Here is a 15,047-nt window from a genome sequence, read left to right on the forward strand (position 1 = left end):
CTCGGACGGCGGCAGAAGAGAGCGCGGACCCCTCGGCACAGTCAGATCCTGAGGCGTTCGATCAACGTCTCGATGTTGGGCGCAACCTCGATCCAGTCCGCCGTTGTGCTGAGGTAGATCACCGACGGGTCGGCCAAGGAAGGTCTGTAGTCCAACGCGAACGGCTGGTCGGGGCCGAGGTCACCGATCAGGAGAGACTGGTCAGGATCCACGTCGCCAGGCGGGCGCTGCCGGTCCGGCTGACCGAGATAGAACCCGCGATAGTCCTCCGGCATGTCGTCGAGCCAGCGCCTGTTGGCCGTCATCCGACTCAAGGGAAGGAATTGTGGGACTACCGCGTCATCGCCGAAGACTTCGCGGTACATCGAGGACGAGCGGTCTGGAGCTACCCACCGACCCTGCTGCACCGCACGGAGGAGCACAGACGGGACCGGCAAGCCGTCGATGATCATGTCGCCATCGTCGGCGCGCCGTACGGTCCCCACAAGTCTTCGACGCACACCATCAGCGGCAGACCCGGATGGGTCAGCCTGTGGCGGTCACTGCGGCTTGTAAGTGCTTTCGGGTGTCTTCGTTGAAGGCGACGAGTCGTACCCGTTGGACGTTTGTCGGCGTGGATCTGATCGTGGCTATGGCGATTCGGGCGGCCTGGTCGGCGGGGAAGCCGTACACGCCGGTGGCGATTGCCGGGAAGGCGACGCTGCGGGCGCCGAGTTCGTCGGCGACCTGCAGGCTCCGGCGGTAGCAGGAGGCCAGCACGTCGGCCTCGCCGTGGTCGCCGCCTTCCCAGACCGGTCCGACAGCATGGATGATGTGCCGCACCGGTGGGTCGAGGTCGAACGCCGGGGTGGCCATCGCGTCGCCCGGCTCGCAGGGGCCGATCGCACCCCCGGCCTGCGCCAGCCGAGGCCCGGCAGCGCGGTGGACCGCGCCGTCGACACCGCCGCCGCCGAGCAGTGACTCGTTCGCGGCCGTGACGATGGCGTCCACGTCCTCCCGGGTGATGTCACCCAGCACAGTCTCGATCACGGCCACAGCAGGATCCTGGCACACCCGACGAGGGGCCGGCCCAACGGTCCCCAAGCGGCTACCCGATTCTGACAAGGCGGACGCACTCGCCGGGGCCAGTCTCCTCGCTGCTCCAACGGCCTCGAGCTGAGCCGAAGTGCCGCAAGGACACGGTCGCGATCGCTGGCAGCCGTCACACAGGGAGTCTGACCGACGGTCGATGGCCCCGCCTCCTCCGTTCGGCGGTGCACAGGCTTGCGGCCACCCCCCTCTCTGGGCCGGAGGGCGCTTCGGTGACGACAATGTCCGCGTGTCCAGGAGCAAGGAGATCAACCGGTCGATCACGGCGGCGGCCGGGTCTGCTTTACGTCCGCTCGGCCTTCTGCAGAAGGGGCGGTCGCGGACGTGGTACGACGATCGCGCCTGGTGGTTGATCATCGCGGAGTTCCAGCCGAGTCACAACCCGGGCACCTACCTCAACGTGAGTGCCATGTGGCTCTGGGTGGAGCGCGACCATTGGGCATTCGATGAAGGCTCACGGTTGTACTGGCGCGACGATGGATCCTTCGTCACCCGGCCGCCCGTCGGTGAACCTGGCTGGAGCGAACACGTCGGCTTTGTGAAACCTGACCAGTTCTTCCGGGACATCACCGTGACCGCCGGAGTTGCTGCCGCTCGGATCGCCGAACTCCGCGCGCAGTTTCCCCACGTCGGCGCCGTTGCCGAAAGCTTGACGTCCCGTACCACCAGGCCGGACGAGTCGCCCTTGTGGCACGCCTACCACGCCGGCGTGGCAGCCGCCATCTGTGGTGATGTGACGCAGGCCAGGCGCCAGCTCACGCGCGTGGTGCCAGCCGACCCGGCAGCAGGTTGGCAACGATCTCTGGCTGCACAGGCGTCGGAGCTACTGGGCCTCCTGGACGATCGCGTCGCACTACGCGAACGCCTGATCCAGACGGTCAGCCAGACCAGGCAACGGCTGAAGCTGCCAGTAGCAGCATCCGGTTGGGACGAGACTGGATTCTGAGCCGGCACGCGGCTCTCGGCGGTCCGAGACGCTCGTGCACCGCCAGCAAGCGCGACCGTCTCCCGGTCAGCCGGCGCCCACGAACGGCGGCACGTGCGTACACCCGGTCGCTGTTGCCCGTCGCGGTGGGCCAGGTGGCTCGGACAGCGCGGGCTTGGTTGATCATTGAGCGGTGCTGAACCCTGCCGTGCCACCGGCCGACCCGGGTGCGTTCTCGTTGGCCGTTCCGCCGCTGTTTGCCGCCCTGGCTCCGGCGCGGAGCATCCTCATCGCCGGTGCGGGCGGTGGGTTCGACGTGTACGCCGGCCTGCCCTTGGCGTTCGCCCTGTGGCACCGCGGCGCGCAGGTGCACCTGGCCAACCTGTCCTTCTCCCAGCTGGAGTTGATCGACCGTGCCGCGTGGGTAGCGGAGCACGTCGCGGCAGTGCAGCCGGACACCACCAGCCCGGACTGGTACTTCCCCGAACGGACGCTCGCCCGGTGGCTGGCGGCTCAGCAGCTGCCGTCGACCGTGTACGCCTTTGCGCCGCTCGGTGTCCAGCCGGTGCGGGCGGCGTACCGGTACCTGGTCGAACAGCTCGACATCGACGCGGTGGTGCTGGTCGATGGCGGCACCGATGTCCTGCTGCGCGGCGACGAGGGCGATCTCGGCACCCCGGTGGAGGACATCACCAGTCTGGCCGCCGTGGCCGCGCTGGACGTGCCAGTCAAGCTGGTGACCAGTCTCGGCTTCGGTATCGACGCCTACGACGGCGTCAACCACGTTCAGGTGCTGGAGAACCTCGCCGCACTCGACCGTGACGGCGGCTACCTCGGTGCCCTGTCCATCCCCGGATCGAGCCGGGAGGCGGCGCTGTACCGCGATGCCGTCGCCGACGCCCAAGCCGCCACCCCGGACCGGCCCAGCATCGTCCAAGGACAGATCGCCGCCGCCACCAGCGGCAAGTTCGGAGACGTCCGCTTCACCCGGCGCACCGGCGGCGGCGACCTGTTCGTCAACCCGCTGATGGCGATCTACTTCACCGTCAGCCTCGACAAACTCGCCGCCCGATGCCTCTACCTCGACCGCATCGAGAACACCGTCGGCAGACGACAGGTCATCACGCGCATCCAAACGTTCCGCGACGAACTCCTCAACGCCCGCGTCCCCCGCGCATTCCCCCACTGAACACCCGAAGGGTCGGCCGCCGGTACGACAGGTGGCACCGGAAGACCGGAGTTGCTGTGGACGACCAGCACGGGCCTCCCGCGTCCATCATCCACGGACCCGTCGGGCCGGAATCCAGTACGCGCTTTCACCGCCGGTGCTGACGGGGGCGTCCGGGTCGCAGGGCCGCGTCAAGGCCGTTCAGTCGCAGTACGCTCCCGCCGCGCAGGTGCGCCAGGTCCGCACTGCCGTCCCCCGTGCATTTGACAAAGGTCACCTGCTCGGTCCAGTCCAGGCGGGTTCCGTCCGCCTCGGCGTCGAGTCGGACGGTGACCAGCGAGGTCCATCGCAGTTCGTCGTCGACGACGGCCTCGTAGCCGTAGACGATCCGGTGGGTACCCGCGATGTCGATGTACCGCGACCGGTACGCCAACCGCTCGGGCGCCGTGTCCAGCCCGGTGAAGGTGCTGCGCGCCGTCTCGCCGCCGCCCACCCGGAAGTCGTGCTCGTACGAGGCTCCGCTGCCGGGGAGCCGGAACCACCGTTGTCTGATCGTGGTGTCGGCGAACGCCCTGAAGACCTCGCCCGGCGGCACGTCGAGGTGCCGCGAGATCGTGAACGTGTCGTGCCGGACCATGCCGTTCCTCCCGCTGTCACGGCCACACAGGAGATGGCCGCACGCCAGTTACGATCAGTAAGAAACGTACGTCCACCGGACTTAATCCGGCTTTCCAATACGCACTTTGAAGTCAGCTACTGACAGAAGAGGAACCAAAGAGCCATGACAAGCTCCCTTGGTGCCGGACTCGCACGGCGCGGAGTCGCGCCGGACTGCGTACAGACGATCGAACTCGTCCGTGACGTACTGGCGCGGGTCGGCGACAAGTGGACGTTACTGACCATCACGGCCCTGACCCCCGGTCCGCTGCGCTTCACCGCACTACACGAGCACGTAGCCGGCATCTCCCAACGGATGCTCAGCCAGACGCTGCGCGCCCTCACCCGCGACGGGTTGGTTACCCGATCCGCATACCCGCAAGTACCTCCACGGGTGGAATATGCCCTGACGCCACTCGGCCGCTCAATGAGCGAGGCCGTGGACGAACTCGTGCGCTGGGTCCGCGACCACCAGCGCGACATCACCCGGAACCGCGACGAATTCGACCAGGCATCCACCGCAAAAACGACCAACCCGCCGTACGCGTAGCCGGGCACGGTCCGCGACTACGGGTGGTGCGCTGTCGGCGGTGCCAGATGCGGATGACGTTGGGTGCCGTCTAGACGGCGGCTGGTGTGCGAGATCGAACCTTGCGTGACAGACTGCGATCGTGGAAGAGACGCCGAGCTTCCTTCGCCCTTTCGTACTGGCCCCATCCGACCGCCACGCGGAGCGGGAGCTGAACCTCGACTGGTACCTGCCGGATGGCGACGTGCCATGCCCCGCGGTGATCCTCGTTCATGGTGGCCCGTTGCCGCCCGGCATGAGCCCGACCCCGCGTGACTGGCCGGTCTACCGCGGCTACGGCTCGCTCCTCGCCTCCCTCGGCCCGGTCGCGGTGACCGCCGAGCATCGTCTCAGGATGGTTGTCGGCCCGGACGGACCCTGCGCGGACTACCCCTTGGCCGCACAGGACGTCGCCGGGGCGGTAGAGCGGGTACGTGCCGACCCGCGCGTCGACCCGGAGCGGATCGCACTCTGGTTCTTCTCCGGCGGAGGGCTGCTGAGCACCGACTGGCTCCGCGAGCGGCCGGAGTGGCTGCGGGCAGTCGCCCTGACGTACCCGCTGCTGGCGCCGTTAACGGAGTGGGGCATCGATCCTCGGTTCGCACCGGCTGCGGCGATCGGCGAGGCCGGACGGCCCGTACCGCCGATCCTGCTCACCCGGGTGGGCCTGGAGCGCCACCTGTTGGCCGAGCCGGTCGCGATGTTTCTGCAGACGGCGGGTGACAACGGGGTACCGGTCGACGTGCTCGACGTACCGAACGGGCAGCACGGGTTCGACATGCTCGACCACACCGACGAGTCCCGGCAGGCGGTCGAGAAAGCGGCAGCCTGGATCACCGAGCGGCTCAGCGGGCAGCGGTAACCGATCCCGGCGTGACGTTCGACCACGCAGCGTCAGCTCAGCCCCAGATCGTGCTGTTCGAGGGCAGCCTCAATGATGTCCAGTGCTTTCGGCCCCATGCCGTGCAACCTGGCAAGCTCTGCGCGCGGCACACCCGCGAGCTGGCGTAGGGCCGTGTAGCCGGCGGCGTTCAGCGCCCGCGTCGCGGGTGCGCTGATCTTCGGCAAAGTATCAAGGGACGAATCCACCGCTCGATGGTAGACCGCCGATCCCCCACCCGATGGTCTCGTCGCGGCTTAGAAGAACACCGGGATGTCGCCTACCACCAGCCGAGGCGGCTCTCGGCACCACGCCATGGCAGCTCTGGGGGTACGCAGGAGGTTGGCGGCCCGACCACGTAGCGACGGACCACGACGCGCGACGGCGGCAGCACAAGGCCCGCTCACGACTGATGCTCCGTCTCGTACCGTAGATCCGATGTGTGAAATGCGGATCGAGGACGCCTTCGTGGATCCGGACGGCACCATCGTGGTGACCGGCCGGATCCAGGGCGGCCCAGTAGTCCGCGGGAGTCGCCTGTGGCTCGTTGACGGCAGCGTGCGATATCCCGTCGTGGCGGCCCGATTCCTCCGCATCTGCGCCCGGCACGATTCGGAGACGGCGCGAGCGGGAGAGAACACCGCAATGATCCTCGACGGCGTACCACCCCACCTCCAGCTTCGGGGCCTGCTGCTCATCACCGCGGAATGACACGTGCAACTCCACGCACTGACATCCGCGACGGCCGACCCCCTCCGGTTATCGGCCGGTGATCTCGGTTGTTGTCCTGCCGTACGTCCGGGCGGTCGGTGTCAGCCGTATCGCTCGACGAGCGCGTTGCCGATCGAGGCCAGGTGGTCTCGTACACCCGGAGGGCCGGTCACCTCGATCCACTCGACCAGCCCGGCAAGCTCGCCGGCGAGTGTGTGTTCGTCGTTGCCGCGGATCACGACCTCGATGCGGCCGTCGGTCGTGGCGCCTCCCACCTCGAGCCGGCCCCCGAATCCGATCCGGAGCACGCCTATCCCCGGGGGCGCGCACACCGCCCGGGCTTCGAGGGGCGTTCGTTTGCGGTCGACTTCGTCGGCGATCGCGCGCCAACTCTCGGCGAGGTCGAAATCCTCGGGCCGGTGTGCGGGATCGCAGGTCGGGTCGGCGGACGAGACGCGGTCGATCCGGAAGGTCCGCCGTCCGGCCTCGGTGTTGGCGACGAGGTACCACGAGGGGCCCTTGGCCACGATTCCCAGCGGGTGCACGGTTCGCTCGGTTTCGGTGCCTTCGCGATCGACGTAGCCGAGCCGGACCTGGACCCCGCGGATCACCGCGTCCTGGAGCGCGTCGAGGAAGCGAGGCGGTCGCGGCTCTTCCCGGCTCGCCCCCCATCGCTGCGGGTCCATGACGAGCGATGACGCTGCCGCCTCGGCCTGCGCCCGGAAAGGTTCCGGCAGGGCTTGGACGAGCTTGCGCAGCGCCGCTTTCACGGCCGGCGTCGCAGCCGACGCCGGGCCGGCGACCAGGAAAAGAGCGCGGGCCTCACTCGCGGTCAATCCGGACAGGTCGGTGCGGGCACCACCCACGAGGCGCCAGCCGCCGCCTCGGCCCTGGATGGAGTACACCGGGACCCCGGCCATACCCAGGGCGTCGAGGTCGCGGCGGGCGGTGCGCTCGGAGATCTCCAACTCCCGGGCAACCTCCGCTGCGGTCACCTGCTCGCGCTGTTGCAGCAGTAGGAGGATGGCCATCAACCGGTCGGCTCGCACCTCGACAACACTTCCACGAAAACCGGTCAGGAGCTGACCGGTATCGGTCGGCATGATGCCGACATGACAACCGACTTTCCCGAGCCGACCCGCATCCCGGTCAACGGTGTAGAGCTCGAAGTCTTCGAAGCTGGCCGGCAGAACGCGGGGAAACCCATCGTGCTCTGTCACGGCTGGCCGGAGCACGCCTTCTCCTGGCGCCACCAGATGCCTGCCCTCGCCGCAGCGGGCTACCACGTCATCGTTCCGAACCAGCGCGGTTACGGCAACTCGTCCCGCCCGACCGAAGTCACCGACTACGACATCGCACACCTGTCGGGTGACCTCGTCGCACTGCTCGATCACTACGGGTACGACGATGCCACCTTCGTCGGTCATGACTGGGGTGCGGCCGTCGTCTGGGGCCTGACCCTGTTGCACCGGAGCCGGGTCAACAAGGTGATCAACCTGAGCCTGCCGTACCTCGAGCGCGGGGACCGGCCCTGGATCGAGTTCATGGCGGATGTGCTCGGTAGCGACTTCTACTTCGTCCACTTCAACCGACAGCCGGGCGTCGCGGACGCCGTGTTCGAGGAGCACACGTTCCAGTTCCTTCGGAACCTGTACCGGAAGGACGTGCCCGTCACAGAGCCGCAGCCGGGCAACGTGTGGATCAACCTCGCCCGAATGGAAACCCCACTCGGTGAGCCCATCATGAGTGACGACGAACTGGCCGTCTTCGTGTCCGCCTTCGAATCGACAGGTTTCACGGGCGGAATCAACTGGTACCGGAACCTGGACCGCAACTGGCGTCTGCTCGCCGACGTGGACCCGATCATCCAACAGCCCACCCTCATGATCTACGGAGACCGCGACCCGGTCGCGAGGTCTGCAAGACTGACAGACTTCGTGCCCAATGTGGAGATAGTCAGTCTCGACTGCGGTCACTGGATCCAGCAGGAAAAGCCGGAAGAAACGAACCAGGCGATTCTCAAGTGGCTGGACCAGCGCGATGCCGTCCCTTGCCTGAGCGATCCATCTCACGAAACCACCACGGACCATCAACCTTCTCGGCGACATCGGTCGGCTCACCGGCACAGCTTTCCGGCCGGCCCACGGTAGGCCTCACGGGCGGACGCGCGCAGCCCAGCCCGCCACCCGCCGAAGGCCGCCATCGCCGCGCAGTACGCGGAGAACGCGCCGCCCTCGGGACGACCAGGGGCATGGCATCCTGCACCAATGAGGAACCTGTACGTCGTCACGCACCCGGAGGCGACGCACCACGTCGATGGACTGGTCGGCGGATGGTTCGACTCCGACCTGACTGCCCGCGGCCGTGCGCACGCTGAGCTGGTCGCGCAGGCGTTCGCCGACCGGTTGTCGTCTGCTGCTGGCGTCGAGGTGTTCTCGTCCGACTTGCTACGTGCCCGGCGGACAGCAGAGGTGATCGGCAAGCGGCTCGCGGTGCGCGTGGTGCTGGACGCCGGCCTACGCGAGAAGTCGTACGGCGAGGCAGGCGGACGCCCGCAGGCGTGGCTGGACGAACGGTTCATACCGCCGCCGGCCACCGGTGAGCGGATGCGTCATGACGAGGGCGTATCCGGCGCTGAGACGAAATGGGAGCTGGCCGTACGCGCCTACGCCGCGCTGGAGCGAATCTTACGGTCCACGGTCGAGCATCAGGTCGTGGTGGCCCACGGGGGAACGGCCACGTTTCTGATCGCGGCCTGGATTGGCATGCCGATCGACGCGGCCGGTCTGGTAGGCATCCGCTTCTCCCCCGGAGGCATCACCCACCTGCGCGAGGACGACTTTTTTCACAACCGCTGGATCGTCCAGCTCAATGACACCCACCACCTGGCCTGACGGATCTCCCGGAACTCGCTCGGGTTACCCGGCTCATGGCGGGGCGACTTGCCAGCAGTGCGAATGCGTTCGGGAGGCGACCGTGGAAAGCGGGCGCGTCGATGTCACCCATGTCACCGCGAAGCGCGGCATACCCTGAGCACGCTCTCCCGGAATGCCGCGCCGGCCTCGGCCCGGGTCATCCGGCCTGCGGTGACCTCCCGACCTGCGGCGTGGCCGAGGCCGATGATCGCGGCGACGTACCAGGTCGTCGGCATCGCCCGGTCGAACTCGCGGCAACGGTGCCCCCGCTCGATCAGCCGCAGCAGTCCGTCGACGACCGGCTCGTGGCGCTCCCGTTCGTCGTCGTCCCCCGATGCGGCAATCGCCGGAGTGAGCAGCACCGGGTAACGCTCCAACAGTGCCCAACTGGCGTCGACCCAGCGTCCCAGGGCGTCAAGGGCGCTGCCTCGGTCGAGGTCGACGCCGCCGAGTTCCCGCGCGACCTCAGCTGTGATGTGCTGCGTCACAGCCTCCAGCAGCGCGCTGCGCGACGGGTAGTGCGCATAGATCGTCTGGCGCGAGACCCCGGCGGCCCTTGCGATCTCCTCCATCGACGCGTCTGGTTGCTGCCCCAACAACGCGACCGAGGCGTCCAAGACCGCGGCGATGCTGCGCCGCGCGTCGGCCCGCTGCCGTCGTTGCCTCGACTCCCGTAGCTCAGACACGGTTGTCAAGTCTACCAAGTGTCGCTAACTTGGACGGTGCTGTCAGAGCTAAGTTGATCGCCAAGGAGGCGAACACATGGATGCCAAGATCACCGCCTATCTCATGCACTATCCGCAGGAGGTCACCTTCGGGGAGGAGGACGCGGGAACGGTGTTCGACCGATACCACACGCCAGACTTCGTCATGTGTAACGACGGCATCCATCTCGATCGGGAGAAGCTCCTCGCGCACGTCCGACCGGCCCGCAAGCGTGCCAAAAGCGTCCGCGTCGAGGTGCATGAGACGGTGAGCTCGGCTGAACGGGTGGCCGCGCGATACACCCTGACCGCAGACATGGCCACCGGGAAGACGATCGCGACGGAGATCTACATGTTCGGGCAGCTCTCGACGGACGGGCGGCTTCGGCGGGTCGACCAGGTCACCCGCGATGTGTCACCCGGACGATGACCCGGGCCCGGCCCTGCCTACTCTGGCGGGAAGCGCTCACACTCGGACCCGGTGGTGATTTCGGCCGACCGCACACAGCCGCGAACCTATCGACACCCCGGATGAGGGCGCTGCTGGTGGGCATCAGCGCCGAAGCGCGTCGCCGCCTGTCAGGCGGGCCGCGGTGCTCGGAAGAGTTGGACGACTCCGGTGATGTTGTCCTGGCCATGTCCGCGGTCGATCGCCTGCTGGTAGGTGTCGGCGGCCGTGTTGGTCAGCGCGACGGTGGCGTGACGGGAGGCGGCGTCTGCGGCGGCGTATCGCAGATCCTTGGCGACCAGATCGATGGGGAAGGACGCCGGGAAGGTGTGGCCGAGCATGGCGGTGGCGGCGGTGGCGGCGGCCGGGCTTGCCACCGGAGTGGCCGCGAGGACTTCGACGGCACGGGCGGTGTCCAGTTCGGTGCCGTGCAGCGCGCCGAGCTGCTCGGCGACGGCGGCGACCTGGACGGCGAAGAGAGAGTTGAGGAGCAGCTTCATCCGTACGCCGGTCCCGGTCGGTCCCATCTGGTGCGCGGCGCCGCCGATCTGTCGCAGCACCGGCTCCACCCGGTGCGCAACCGCCGGTCGGCCGCCGACGAGGAAGATGAGTGTGCCGGCGTCCGCTTGGGGGCGCGAGCCGAGCACCGGGGCGTCGAGGAAGTCCACCCCGCGCTGGGTGCACCGGGCCGCGAGTTCGGCGGAGAACGCCGGGGTCACGGTGGAACAATCGACGGCGACCGTCCCAGGTGCCATCGCTGTCAGCGCGCCGGTCTCCGGCGCCAGCCACACCTCGCGGCCGGCGTCGTCGTCACGCAGCATGCTGAGCACGAGGTCACACTGCTCGGCGGCGGCCGCCGGCGTCGTCGCCGCAGCGGCACCCGCCTCGGTCAGGGGCCGCGTCGCCTCGGCCGTGCGGTTCCATACGGTGAGGTCGTGTTCGCCCGTGGCGAGCAGTCGGCCGGCCATCCGCGAGCCCATCGCACCGAGTCCCAGCACAGTGATCTTCATCATTCTCCTTCGTCGGTGGGTGGCGGTGCGGTGGTCAGGAACCCATGGCGGCGAACTCGGCGGTGAAGGCCCGCGGGTCGCGGGCACCGAAGTAAACACGCTCGGCGCCGCACTCCAGCAGTGCGTCGATGAGGGCGCGGCCCAGACCCCGGTTGACTCCGGTGACGAGGGCCGTGCTTCCGGTGATCTCCATGCCGACCACCCTGCCGCTCGCCGGTGAGGACATGAATGCCTGCGCTACTCGATTGTTTGCCCGTCCGTCTCATCCGGTCCGCTGCTGTCCCTGCTACGGACCTACGCTGTGCGGGTGGATGTTCTGGGTGACGTACTGGCGCTGGCCCGGGTCGACGCGAGCCTCATGGCGACCTTCGACGCGCGAGCACCCTGGGCGATCGAGCTGCCGGCCCGCCACGGTGCCGCATTTCACGCCGTAGTTGCCGGCACCTGCTGGTTCACCACCGACACCGCGCCGCCTCGCCAGCTGTCCCCGGGCGACCTCGTGCTGCTGCCCGCCGGGATCCGCCACCGACTGGCCACCGATCCGGGCCTACCGACACGCCGCTTCGACGAGGACCTCAAGCGCAGCCTCATCCGTCCCGACGGTGAACTGGTCCTCGACGGGCCAGGCGCACGGACCCGGATCCTGTGCGCCGGCTACCAGTACGCCACCGACATCACCCATCCCGTGCTGGGGCTGCTGCCGCCGGTGCTGCACGTGGCCACCGCCCAGCCGGACAGCGGACCCTGGCTGCGCTCGGTGCTGGACCTGTTGGCCCACGAGACCCGCAGCCACACCGCCACCGGCTCCGGTACCGCCGCGATCCGCCTGCTCGACCTGCTGCTGATCCACGTCGTCCGGGCCTGGCTCGATACCGAAGGTGACACCATGGACCCCTCGTGGCTACGCGGCCTGCGCGACCCGGTCACCGCACGTGCCCTCGCCGTGCTACACGAGCGCCCCGGCCACCACTGGACTCTGGACACCCTCGCCACAGTGGTCAACGTCTCCCGCGCCACCCTCGCCCGACGGTTCGCCCACCACGTCGGCGAACCCCCGCTGACCTACCTCACCCGTTGGCGCCTCGACGTAGCCGCCCGCAGGCTCCGCGAGACCGCCCTGCCTGTCGCCGCCATCGCCCACGAGGTCGGCTACGCCTCCGAATTCGCCTTCAACCGCGCCTTCACCCGCACCCACGGCCAGCCACCCGGCCGTTACCGCCGACACACCACCACCGGGTAACACACGCGACGACCACGGCCGACGCCGCCGGGCCACAGCCGTATCCCTCGCTGCATCTCTTCGGCGTCCGGTGTCGCGTCAGCCCTCTTGCAGGGCGACGCGCAGCCGGGTGGCGAACCGCTCAGGGTCCTCGACGAAGCCGATGTGGTCGCCGGGAAACATGGTCGGGTCCACACCGAGCGCTGCGGCGAGGGCCGTTGAGGTGCGGTCGCAGAGCTGGCCGCTTGACTCCTCGCCGATGCCGACGACGATCCGGGTCGGGGCGGAGCGCAGGACCGCTACGTCCGGCTGCCAGCCGGTGGTCGCACGGAGCATGTGGGCGAATTGGAAGTGTTCGTCCGCGGCCGTCTGCGCGTCCCGCTCGCCGAACATCGCCTCGAACACCTCGTCCGGCAGCTGGATGTTCGCCGTAGCCAGGAACTTCGTCCAGGCACCTCGCACATCGCCGGAGAGGTACGTGGCGATCATGTCCTCGGTCTGCTCGCGCAGTTCCTGGCGGTCGTCCAGCAACTCGTCCAGCGGTGGCTCGTGGGCGATCACCGTGTGAACCTGCTCGGGGTGGGTCTGGGCAAGGGCGAGTGCGCTGACCGCGCCGCCGCTGGACCCCAGCACGGCGGCCGGGCCGCGGCCAAGATGGGACAGGAGCCGGGAAAGGTCATCGGCGCGCATCTCCGGAGTGGAGTCCCGGTCGCGGTCGTCGACGGGGCTGCGGTTGATGCCGCGAGGGTCGGTGGTGAGCACGGTGTAATCGGCAGCGAGCAGGTCCGCCAGGGGCGCGAACGACCTGGCGTCCATCGGGGCGCCGACGAGCACCACGAGTGGCCCCTGGCCGCGGACCTCGTAGTACAGCCGCGCGCCGGGGACCTCCAGGGTCGCGGCGGTGACGGGAACGGTCGATGTGGTGTTCATCGTGATCCTCCTGGGAACAGGACTGTGTTGCTCCTTCGCAAGTAGGTGACCCTCGTGGTGGGGCAGAATCGTCGCTCGTGAGCGATCTTTTTCTCAGGCGTACGCCGGATGCGGCGACCGCGGACGGTGCCGACGCTGACCTGGCCCGTGCACGTGCCGGCGACAACGCCGCGTTCACGCGCCTGGTCGAGTCGCTGCGTCGGGAACTGCACGCCCATTGTTACCGCATGCTCGGCTCCACCCACGACGCCGACGATGCGCTGCAGGAAGCGCTGCTTCGTGCGTGGCGAGGACTCGCCCGGTTCGAGGGGCGCAGTTCGTTGCGTTCGTGGCTCTACACGGTGGCCACCCGCACCTGCCTGGATCTCATGGAAGCCCGGCAGCGGAGAGCCGTGCCTGTCGATCTTGGCCCGTCCAGCCGACACGCCGTGCTCGACGCGGCCCCCCGCACCGACGTCGCCTGGCTCGAGCCATACCCGGACGCGGGTCTCGGTGATGGCCGGGCAAGCCCGCACGCCCGGTACGAACAGCGCGAAGCCGTCGAACTCGCGATGGTGGCCGCCCTACAGCACCTACCGGGCAACCAGCGGGCTGCGCTGCTCCTCTTCGACGTTCTGGGCTTCACCGCCGCCGAGATCTCCACCATGATGAACACGTCGACAACATCGGTGAACTCCGCGCTGGCGCGCGCCCGCAAGGTCATCGCGCAACGGACTCCCTCCCGCTCGCAACAGCAGACACTGCGCAAGATCGACGACAGCCGCCTGCGAGAGATCGTCGTCGCGTTCTCCGCCGCGCTGGAGAACGGTGATGCCGACGGCCTCGTCACCTTGCTGACCAGAGACGTGACCTGGTCGATGCCGCCACTGCCCCACTGGTACCAGGGCGTCGATGCGGTCATGGACTTCGCGGTGCGCGTCCCACTGACCGGATGCGGCTCCTGGCGGCACCTGCCGACCAGCGCCAACGGCCAGCCCACCGTCGGGTGCTACCTGTGGAACGCCGACGCCGGCAGGTACCTCGCCTGGTCGATCAACGTCCTGACCATGGACGGCGAGAAGATCGCTGCAGTTACCTCCTTCATCGGCTCGGACCACTTCGCGCACCTCCGGCTACCGGACACCCTTGCCTGATCCCAGGCGCTGACACCGTTGCCCACCGGGCTGCAAGCCATCGCCGACGAGAAACTCCGCCTCGCAAGAGCCGCAACCCGGGCTACAACACCGCCACGCCCACACGCGATAGCAACCCGCACAACACCGTTACATGGCAGGTTCCAGCCCCCTTTACAGCCGAGCCGCGATCGTTTTGGCGCACACGATCGACTCGGTGTGGGTGGTGTCGACCTCCACGTCGTACACCACACCCCGGTGCACCAGGTCGGCTTGTGCGGTGGCCATCCCGCGGACCCGGTCGCCGCGGGCGATCTCTCGACCGGCGGCGACCTCCGCATCGCAGCGGACGCCGACCCACAGCACGTCCAGCCCGTCGAGCACATCCCGCCATCGCTGCTGAGATCCAGCGCCGCCGAGGAAGACGTCGTCGATGATGACGTGGGCACCGGCTCGGACAGTGGCAGCGACCCCAGCCATCCACGCGTCCTGCAGCCGGTCGAACTCCGGCCCGACGATGACGGTGCCGTCGGCGGCGACGTCGATGCTCTCCGGCGAGCGCATGGTTACAGGGATCGCCTCGATAAGCCGGTCGACCCCAACGGCGAGCCACGGATCCGACAGGATCGCCTGCAGGCACCGAACGATTCCCGACTTCCCCGCACTCGATCCGCCGTTGAGCACGATCACCTGCTTTGGCATGTGATCACG

The 15,047-nt window shown here is 68.4% G+C and carries 18 protein-coding genes and 2 pseudogenes; 10 read left to right on the forward strand and 10 right to left on the reverse strand.

Translation table 11 applies throughout. The features are described from left to right. Positions 1-41: 41 nt before the first annotated feature. A complete protein-coding gene (locus KBX00_RS05785; RefSeq protein ID WP_210823989.1) occupies positions 42-452 on the reverse strand; it encodes an SMI1/KNR4 family protein in 411 nt (136 codons plus the stop codon). Positions 453-525: 73 nt separating this feature from the next. Then, positions 526-1,035 carry an O-acetyl-ADP-ribose deacetylase gene (locus tag KBX00_RS05790; RefSeq protein ID WP_210823992.1) on the reverse strand — a complete coding sequence of 170 codons (510 nt, stop codon included), beginning with the start codon at positions 1,033-1,035 and terminating at the stop codon, positions 526-528. Between the two features lie 283 nt (positions 1,036-1,318). Here KBX00_RS05790 and KBX00_RS05795 point away from each other — a divergent pair, with 283 nt between their 5' ends. Both KBX00_RS05795 and KBX00_RS05800 read left to right on the forward strand, forming a co-directional pair. Further along, complete coding sequence (locus tag KBX00_RS05795) at positions 1,319-2,035, forward strand: hypothetical protein (RefSeq protein ID WP_210823994.1); 717 nt, start codon at positions 1,319-1,321, stop codon at positions 2,033-2,035. A 172-nt stretch (positions 2,036-2,207) separates the two neighbouring features. Next, positions 2,208-3,203: a DUF1152 domain-containing protein gene (locus KBX00_RS05800; protein WP_307868135.1), complete on the forward strand. Its 996-nt coding sequence runs from the start codon at positions 2,208-2,210 to the stop codon at positions 3,201-3,203. Between the two features lie 127 nt (positions 3,204-3,330). Here the strand turns inward: KBX00_RS05800 and KBX00_RS05805 are convergent, their stop codons facing one another. Further along, positions 3,331-3,819 (reverse strand): SRPBCC domain-containing protein, encoded by a 489-nt coding sequence (locus tag KBX00_RS05805; protein WP_210823996.1) that lies wholly within the window; start codon positions 3,817-3,819, stop codon positions 3,331-3,333. A 144-nt stretch (positions 3,820-3,963) separates the two neighbouring features. Between KBX00_RS05805 and KBX00_RS05810 the strand changes: the two genes are divergently transcribed. Together KBX00_RS05810 and KBX00_RS05815 are read left to right on the forward strand one after the other, a co-directional pair. Next, positions 3,964-4,389 (forward strand): helix-turn-helix domain-containing protein, encoded by a 426-nt coding sequence (locus KBX00_RS05810; RefSeq protein ID WP_210823998.1) that lies wholly within the window; start codon positions 3,964-3,966, stop codon positions 4,387-4,389. Positions 4,390-4,510: 121 nt separating this feature from the next. Beyond that, positions 4,511-5,269, forward strand: a complete 759-nt coding sequence (locus KBX00_RS05815) for an alpha/beta hydrolase (RefSeq protein WP_307868136.1) — start codon at positions 4,511-4,513, stop codon at positions 5,267-5,269. A gap of 32 nt (positions 5,270-5,301) precedes the next feature. Here KBX00_RS05815 and KBX00_RS05820 read toward each other — a convergent pair whose 3' ends face one another. After that, a complete protein-coding gene (locus KBX00_RS05820) occupies positions 5,302-5,496 on the reverse strand; it encodes a DNA-binding protein (protein WP_210823999.1) in 195 nt (64 codons plus the stop codon). A 229-nt stretch (positions 5,497-5,725) separates the two neighbouring features. Here KBX00_RS05820 and KBX00_RS05825 point away from each other — a divergent pair, with 229 nt between their 5' ends. Next, complete coding sequence (locus KBX00_RS05825) at positions 5,726-5,998, forward strand: hypothetical protein (protein WP_210824000.1); 273 nt, start codon at positions 5,726-5,728, stop codon at positions 5,996-5,998. Positions 5,999-6,099: 101 nt separating this feature from the next. On the opposite strand, the gene KBX00_RS05830 is transcribed toward KBX00_RS05825, so the two are convergent. Next, positions 6,100-7,101 carry a YafY family protein gene (locus KBX00_RS05830; protein ID WP_210824001.1) on the reverse strand — a complete coding sequence of 334 codons (1,002 nt, stop codon included), beginning with the start codon at positions 7,099-7,101 and terminating at the stop codon, positions 6,100-6,102. A gap of 9 nt (positions 7,102-7,110) precedes the next feature. Here KBX00_RS05830 and KBX00_RS05835 point away from each other — a divergent pair, with 9 nt between their 5' ends. Next, positions 7,111-8,148, forward strand: a complete 1,038-nt coding sequence (locus KBX00_RS05835; RefSeq protein ID WP_301547398.1) for an alpha/beta fold hydrolase — start codon at positions 7,111-7,113, stop codon at positions 8,146-8,148. A gap of 117 nt (positions 8,149-8,265) precedes the next feature. Continuing rightward, complete coding sequence (locus tag KBX00_RS05840) at positions 8,266-8,892, forward strand: histidine phosphatase family protein (RefSeq protein ID WP_210824002.1); 627 nt, start codon at positions 8,266-8,268, stop codon at positions 8,890-8,892. Between the two features lie 113 nt (positions 8,893-9,005). Here the strand turns inward: KBX00_RS05840 and KBX00_RS05845 are convergent, their stop codons facing one another. Further along, positions 9,006-9,599, reverse strand: a complete 594-nt coding sequence (locus KBX00_RS05845; RefSeq protein ID WP_210824003.1) for a TetR/AcrR family transcriptional regulator — start codon at positions 9,597-9,599, stop codon at positions 9,006-9,008. A 76-nt stretch (positions 9,600-9,675) separates the two neighbouring features. Here KBX00_RS05845 and KBX00_RS05850 point away from each other — a divergent pair, with 76 nt between their 5' ends. Further along, on the forward strand, positions 9,676-10,047 hold the full coding sequence (locus KBX00_RS05850; RefSeq protein WP_210824004.1) for a nuclear transport factor 2 family protein: 372 nt from the start codon (positions 9,676-9,678) through the stop codon (positions 10,045-10,047). A gap of 152 nt (positions 10,048-10,199) precedes the next feature. Here KBX00_RS05850 and KBX00_RS05855 read toward each other — a convergent pair. After that, positions 10,200-11,075: pseudogene (locus KBX00_RS05855) on the reverse strand (NAD(P)-dependent oxidoreductase); the annotation flags it as partial. A gap of 67 nt (positions 11,076-11,142) precedes the next feature. Further along, positions 11,143-11,268: pseudogene (locus KBX00_RS05860) on the reverse strand (short-chain dehydrogenase); the annotation flags it as partial. Positions 11,269-11,376: 108 nt separating this feature from the next. Here KBX00_RS05860 and KBX00_RS05865 point away from each other — a divergent pair. Beyond that, positions 11,377-12,315, forward strand: a complete 939-nt coding sequence (locus KBX00_RS05865) for an AraC family transcriptional regulator (RefSeq protein WP_210824009.1) — start codon at positions 11,377-11,379, stop codon at positions 12,313-12,315. A gap of 78 nt (positions 12,316-12,393) precedes the next feature. Here KBX00_RS05865 and KBX00_RS05870 read toward each other — a convergent pair whose 3' ends face one another. Next, entirely contained in the window at positions 12,394-13,224 is an 831-nt protein-coding gene (locus KBX00_RS05870; RefSeq protein WP_210824011.1) for an alpha/beta fold hydrolase, read from the reverse strand. Positions 13,225-13,301: 77 nt separating this feature from the next. Between KBX00_RS05870 and KBX00_RS05875 the strand changes: the two genes are divergently transcribed. Further along, complete coding sequence (locus KBX00_RS05875; protein ID WP_307868137.1) at positions 13,302-14,357, forward strand: sigma-70 family RNA polymerase sigma factor; 1,056 nt, start codon at positions 13,302-13,304, stop codon at positions 14,355-14,357. 153 nt (positions 14,358-14,510) lie between these two features. Here the strand turns inward: KBX00_RS05875 and cpt are convergent, their stop codons facing one another. Beyond that, positions 14,511-15,038 (reverse strand): chloramphenicol phosphotransferase CPT, encoded by a 528-nt coding sequence (gene cpt, locus KBX00_RS05880; RefSeq protein WP_210824013.1) that lies wholly within the window; start codon positions 15,036-15,038, stop codon positions 14,511-14,513. Positions 15,039-15,047 lie beyond the last annotated feature (9 nt).

The organism is Micromonospora sp. C95, assembly GCF_018070465.1.
Lineage (GTDB): Bacteria > Actinomycetota > Actinomycetes > Mycobacteriales > Micromonosporaceae > Micromonospora.